This window comes from Streptomyces sp. SID14478 (assembly GCF_010548525.1).
GTDB lineage: Bacteria > Actinomycetota > Actinomycetes > Streptomycetales > Streptomycetaceae > Streptomyces.
This window is the reverse complement of record NZ_JAAGMG010000638.1, coordinates 1-6,031: the sequence shown is the minus strand read 5'-3', so window position 1 is coordinate 6,031 and position 6,031 is coordinate 1. Positions and strand designations below refer to the sequence as shown.

General features: G+C 71.1%; 6 protein-coding genes and 1 pseudogene. 3 read left to right on the top strand and 4 right to left on the bottom strand.

Going from position 1 to position 6,031, the window contains the following annotated elements:
* Positions 1 to 542 (bottom strand): GAF domain-containing protein (locus G3I40_RS21435; protein WP_343244985.1); only part of this gene is annotated, 542 nt, incomplete at its 3' end.
* Positions 543 to 1,279: 737 nt separating this feature from the next.
* Here G3I40_RS21435 and G3I40_RS21430 point away from each other — a divergent pair.
* Together G3I40_RS21430 and G3I40_RS21425 are read left to right on the top strand one after the other, a co-directional pair.
* On the top strand, positions 1,280 to 1,972 hold the full coding sequence (locus tag G3I40_RS21430) for a bifunctional DNA primase/polymerase (RefSeq protein WP_164303758.1): 693 nt from the start codon (positions 1,280 to 1,282) through the stop codon (positions 1,970 to 1,972).
* A 57-nt stretch (positions 1,973 to 2,029) separates the two neighbouring features.
* Positions 2,030 to 2,749, top strand: a complete 720-nt coding sequence (locus G3I40_RS21425; protein ID WP_164303757.1) for a hypothetical protein — start codon at positions 2,030 to 2,032, stop codon at positions 2,747 to 2,749.
* Positions 2,750 to 2,986: 237 nt separating this feature from the next.
* Here G3I40_RS21425 and G3I40_RS21420 read toward each other — a convergent pair whose 3' ends face one another.
* From G3I40_RS21420 to G3I40_RS21410, 3 genes are all read right to left on the bottom strand, one after another.
* Positions 2,987 to 3,973, bottom strand: a complete 987-nt coding sequence (locus G3I40_RS21420; protein WP_164303756.1) for a DUF5926 family protein — start codon at positions 3,971 to 3,973, stop codon at positions 2,987 to 2,989.
* A 104-nt stretch (positions 3,974 to 4,077) separates the two neighbouring features.
* A complete protein-coding gene (locus tag G3I40_RS21415) occupies positions 4,078 to 4,716 on the bottom strand; it encodes an ATP-binding protein (RefSeq protein WP_164303755.1) in 639 nt (212 codons plus the stop codon).
* Positions 4,717 to 4,789: 73 nt separating this feature from the next.
* Entirely contained in the window at positions 4,790 to 5,593 is an 804-nt protein-coding gene (locus G3I40_RS21410) for a glycerophosphodiester phosphodiesterase (RefSeq protein ID WP_164303754.1), read from the bottom strand.
* 237 nt (positions 5,594 to 5,830) lie between these two features.
* Between G3I40_RS21410 and G3I40_RS46500 the strand changes: the two are divergent.
* A pseudogene (locus G3I40_RS46500) lies at positions 5,831 to 6,031 on the top strand (hypothetical protein); the annotation flags it as partial.

Below are 6,031 nucleotides of genomic sequence, written 5' to 3'. Positions count from 1 at the left end.
CGCGTGCGCTCGAGTTCGAGCAGCCGGGCCAGGTGCTCGGTGGCGTAGCGCGTGTACAGGCCGATGAGGTGGCGCTGGCGCTCCACGGGCTCGGCGGGCTCGTCGTAGAGCCACACGGCGGCGCCGAGGCGGCCCGTGCCGTCGGTGGCGAGCGGGAGCGCGTAGCTCGCGGCGTAGCCGAGGCGCGCGGCGACCTCGCGGTGGCGCGGGTCGAGTCCGTCCTCGGCGAGCAGATCGGCGTGCGACTCCGGGGTGGTGCTGAGCCCGTCCAGGATGCGTCCGTACGACGTCGCGCCGCGCGGCACCGTCTCGATGTGGCCGAGGTCGGGGCGGGACAGGCCGAGGCCGACGGTGGTGTCGGGGCCGAGGCCGTCGCCCGGCTCCATGACGACAAGTCCGCGCCGGGCGCCCATCAGGGCGGCTCCGGCGCGCAGGAGTTCGTGGAGTGCGTCGTCGAGTGCTGCCGTACGGGCCAGCCGTTCCGTGAGTTCGTGCAGAGTCGTGAGATCGGAGACCCAGCCCGCCAGCCGGTCCTGGATCACGGCTCCGGGGGCGGTGGGTGCGGGAGGGACCGGTGCCACCGCGGGCGCGGGCGCGACGGTGTGTGCGGGAGGGGGAACCTGTCCAGGAGGGGAATCGATTCCAGCCACTTTCGGCAGGCGTGGGGTTGTCATGGCTTCCGGCTTTCCGACCGGTGCATATTGCTCAAAAGCATCGCAAACCCCCATGTCGGCTCATTAACTCTGCGCCGGTAGCAATGTCTCCACATCTACACGCACTGGAGAGGGGATGTCCAGCATTGTCCTGCCGGGATTCCTGGTGTCCGTGGTGCTCAAGTGGCTTCTGCGGTAATGCGATCTCTGTTCTAGGTTGGCCAAAAACTGACGCAGGGAAGGGCATATTGCGGTCGACTGGCATTGTTCGACGGAGCGTCATAGCGGCCGTGGTGGGTACGTACTCGGAGAAGACCAGGGGCAGTTGGGATCCACCCGGAACCTGGTGACGGACCCGGGCGTCATAACCAACGACGACCGTGCCCCATCCTCCCGTGGGGGAGGCGGCGAGAAATACGCGGGATGGCAAACGCCAGGCACCGCCACCCCACGCCAGGCTTTTAAAGGACACAGCACGCGCTCGGACTATGGGGGTTACCCCTGTCTCAGGCCGGCGACTCGGGCTGAGGTCAGGCGCTCCAGTACGTACACGCAGTGACTGATCGACACATGGTGTGATGTGGCCCACAGCGTTCTCTTCGGTCTACGGAAAGGAACGAGCGCTCATGCGCGAGATCCTCGGAAGGCGACGCAGGCTCCTGTCCAGGCGTGACAGCGGGAAGTCTGACCTGATCAGCGCGGCCCTCACGTTCGCGACAGCGTGGCAATGGCCGGTTCTGCCGGGCATAGGGCTCGCCGCGGCGGGGCGCCGCGACGGCGTGCGCTGTGCCTGCCCCGATCCGGAGTGCACGGTGCCGGGCGCGCACCCCTTCGACCCCGGACTGCTCGCCGCGACGACCGACGAGCGCATGGTCCGCTGGTGGTGGACCAACCGGCCGACGGCCCCGATCGTGCTCGCCACCGGAGCCACGTCCGGCGTCGGGGGGCATGCGCCCTGCGCCGTGAGCCTCCCCGCCGTCGCGGGCGCCCGGGCGCTCGCGGTGCTCGACCGGGCCGAGGTCCGGCTCGGCCCGGTGATCGCGACGCCGGAGCGGCTGTTCCTCCTCGTGGCGCCCTATTCCTTGGAGCAGCTCGGCGAGCTGCTGTACGCCAAGGACTTCGTGCCCGGCTCGCTCCGCTTCCACGGGGAGGGCGGCTACATCGCGCTGCCGCCGTCCGCCACCGGCGCCGGACAGGTCCGCTGGGAGCGCGCGCCGCTGCCCGGTTCGGCGGCGCCCTGGGCACCCGATGTGGAGGCCGTGGTCGACGCGGTCGTGGACGCTCTCACTCGTACGGGTGTGAGCGCGCCCGAGTTGTAGCGGAATCGGGCGCGCGGCGAGCCGTCCCGGCAGGCATGCGCCGATATCTTCGGCAGCATGCCTGCCGCGCCACCATTCCCCACGCTCCCGGACGGGCCCGAGCAGGGGAGACCCCCTTCGCGCCTGCGCCTGTTCGGACTCCTCGCCGTGGTGGTGCTCACTGCCGCGCTGCCGCTGGCGGGCGCGTCCGCGGGTCCTGCGGGCGACGGGCCCGCCCGCCCGGCCGCGGAGAAAGCAGAGAAAGCAGAGAAAGCGGAATCGGCACTGACGGGTGCGGCCGACAAGGTCGACGACAGGGCCGGCGACAAGGCAGCGGCCCCGGCGGGCACGGCGGGCGGCGCCGCGGTCGAGGAGTCCGATGCCGTGGCCGTGGGCGAGAAGTCCGACGCCGCGCCGGGCCGGCCGTCCTCGTCCCTCCTGGGCGGACCGGGCCCGGCCACCGCGCACTGCGGCCCCCAACTCGCCTCCCCCGAAGGCATCGAGGCGCAGACCTGTGTGCTCAGCCAGGGCCGGGACACCTGGGCGCGGACCTACTACCGCAACACGACCGGCGCGGGATTGACCGCCGTACTGACCCTGATGGCGCCCGGCGGACGCACGGTGCAGATCAGCTGCCCGGTGGGCGCCGAGGACGAGCCGGGCATGTGCGAGACGCCGCGCGAGCGGAGCCGGGGAGAGCTGTCGCGCCATGCCGCGGTCGCGGAGTACGCATCGCGCGCGGACAGCCCGCTGTTGCTGCGCTCGGGGAGCAACTCGGCGCCTGCGCACGGAGGTTGAGGCGCGCGAGCCGGACGCGGGCATGAAAGCGCCCGGTTGCTGGCGACGGGGGATGCACCAGCAACCGGGCTACTCGAACGGTAACAAGAGATCGGCAGTTAGCAAATTCGATCTCTTCTATTCGGACACGGATTTACTTGCGCCTACGGGGAGTTGTGACCGGAGTCACCCGCCCTGAAGGCGCATTCCGTGGCCCGAGCGGCTGACCGGTCGGTCAGTCCAGCAAGATCCTGTGACTCAGCTGAGCGTCACCTGTCGGTTGGTGAGTCCGCCACGCGCGCGTCGCTCGTCGGCGGTCAGCGGCGCGTCCGTGGCGAGCGCGGCGGCGAGACGCTCGGCGAACTCGGCGGCCGGCTTCTCGATGTCCTCGGCCTTCACCGCGCTGGGCAGGTCCCACACCGGCACCGTCAGGCCGTGCGCCCGGAACGAGCCGACGAGGCGCGTGCCCTCGCCGAGCGAGGACGCGCCCGCCGCGTGCAGCCGCGCGAGCGCGTCGAGCAGCTTCTCCTCCGGGTGCGGCATGACCCAGCGGAGGTGGTTCTTCTCCGGCGTCTCGCACCAGTAGGCGCTGTCCACGCCGGCCAGCTTCACCGTCGGGATCGCCGCGGCGTTGGCCCGCTCCAGGGAAGCGGCGACCTCACCCGAGGCGTTCTCCGAGTCCGGCACCCAGAACTCGAAGCCCGTGTGCACGACCGGCTCGAAAGAGCCGTCCGGGTCCAGCAGGTCCTGCAGGCGCGGGCCGTCCGCGGGCGCACGGCGCGCCTGCACCGGGTTGCCCGGCTCGGCGGTCAGCGCGCGCTGCAGGGTGTCGGCCAGGTCGCGGCTGAGGTCGCCCGACGACGTGTCGTTCTGCAGGCCGAGCAGGACCGAGCCGTCGTCGCGGCGCAGCGCGGGCCACGCCATCGGCAGCACGGTCGCGAGGGTGACGGAAGGCACCCCTTCGGGCAGCGCGTCCTTCAGGGGCAGCTCGACCGTCGCGGCGGGCACCAGCTCGCGCAGGGCGACCCAGTCGCCCTCGCCCGCAAGGCCTTCGAAGGGGCGCTGGACGAGTTCGGTCACCGCGTGCGCGGCGGCGCGGCCGTGGCAGGCCTTGTAGCGGCGGCCGCTGCCACAGGGGCAGGGTTCGCGGGCGCCGACGACCGGAAGGTCCCCCTCAGCGCCTACGGCGCGGGCTCCCTCGGCGACGTGGGTCTTGCCCTTGGTCTGGGGGCGCTTCTTGGCCATCTTGGGTGTCTCCCGGATACGGCGCTCGTACGTACGGGCGCGAGCCTAGCCGCTCGTACTGACAAGGGTGGGATCCGGCTCAAGTGCCCCTCGTGAGGCGGCGGTCAGCCCAGTTCGTCGAAGGCGTCCGCGAAGTCCAGACCCGCCAGGTCCGATACCGGCGGCGAGGCGATGCGGGCGGCGAAGTCGTCGCGGCGGTGCGCCGCCTCCTGCGCGTGCACGTCCTTGTGCACGACCACCCAGACGGTGACCTCTCCCCGGGCGTCGTCCCGCACGCCCCAGTCGTCGGAGAGCGCCGCGATGATGTTGAGTCCGCGGCCACCGCGTGCGGTGACCGAGGGAGTGGCCGGAACCGGGCGGGTAGGACCGCCGCCGTCCGTGACCTCGACCGTGAGACATCCCCGGCCGTCCACGCGCCACGCGGCGCGCACGTCCCCGTCGCCCGTCATCTCGTCACCGAGCGGCCTGCCGTGCCGGCAGGCATTGCTGAGCAGCTCGGAAAGGATCAGAACCGCATCGTCGACGACCGTCTCCGCGACCCCGCTCCTGCGCAGCTGATCACGCATCCGGTGTCGTGCTTCGCCCACGCCCGCAGGGCCATGGGGTACGGCCATGCTCGACGACGCCGGCACCTCCTGTGCCACCACCAACGCCACCCCCGAGACCTCCTTTGCCCCACGCCACGGTGTGAATGCCCCAATGGACTGGACCGGAAACCGGCCACACCGCGTCCGGTGACGCACTCGTAACGATCGAATACGGACCGAACGCGCCGGAGCACTCCCTGTGACGGACCGGCGCAAAGGTGGCCGGAAATCAGCCCCTGCCGAGGTGGCGCAGCACCGCCGCCGGCCGGTTCGTGATGATGGCGTCCACGCCGAGCCGTACACAGAGGTCGACGTCGTCGGGCTCGTTCACCGTCCAGACGTGCACCTGGTGACCCGCGCGCGTGAGCTTCTCGATGTACGCGGGATGGTTGCGCACGATCCGGATGCCGGGCCCCGCGATGTGCACGCCCTTGGGGAGGCGTCCTTCGCGATGGCGGGGCGAGACGAACTGCATCAAGTAGACGGTCGGCAGCGTCGGCGACGCTTCTTGTACGCGCGACAAGGAACGGGCCGAAAAACTCATCACGCGTACTGGTGAGGGCTCGTCGGGCGACGGGGCGTCCAGGCCGAAGCGCTTGAGCAGGTACAGGAGACGTTCCTCCACCTGACCCGCCCAGCGTGTGGGGTGCTTGGTCTCGATGGCCAGCTCGACCCGGCGTCCGGCGTCCGCGACCAGTTCGAGGAGTCTCTCCAGCGTCAGTACGGAGGTGTCGGCCGAGCCCACCGTCCAGTCGGGCCCCTCGTCGAGGTCCTTCCAGGAGCCGAAGTCGAGGGCGGCCAGATCGGCGAGCTCCAGGGCGGAGACCGCTCCGCGGCCATTCGACGTACGGTTGACGCGACGGTCGTGCACGCAGACGAGATGGCCGTCCGCCGTGAGTCGCACGTCGCATTCGAGGGCATCGGCACCGTCCTCGATCGCCTTCTTGTATGCGGCCAATGTGTGCTCGGGGGCGTCCTCCGAGGCACCGCGGTGGGCGACGACCTGGATGCGCTGCTGTCGTGCGTGGGTCACCGCGTCATGGTGCCACCGCGCGGCGGGCCACCGAGAAAGTTCGGCCTAGCGGATGCGTCCGTTTCGTCCGGCATAAAGGATGGCAACGGACGCACAGGATCGCCTTATGGCGCCCTGACGCCCTGTGGGCAAGGCTGACCACGTACAAATGCACAACTGGACCGTGACAGGACCATGCCGGAACGGGCACCCAACCGGGCCGGACCGGCAACAGCCGTGGATCGAGGAGAGAAAGCTGTGAGCACCGAGAACGAGGGCACTGCGGTCCCCCCGGCACCGTCCGCACCTCCCGTGCCGGTGGACGCTCCCGCTGCTCCCGCACAGGCCCCCGCCGGGCCCGCACCGACGGCCCCCGCGGGCGCCGGGTACGACACGGCGGTCCAGGGCGCGGCGGCCACTGACCACGGAGCACCCGGAGCACCCGGAGCGGCCCCTGGC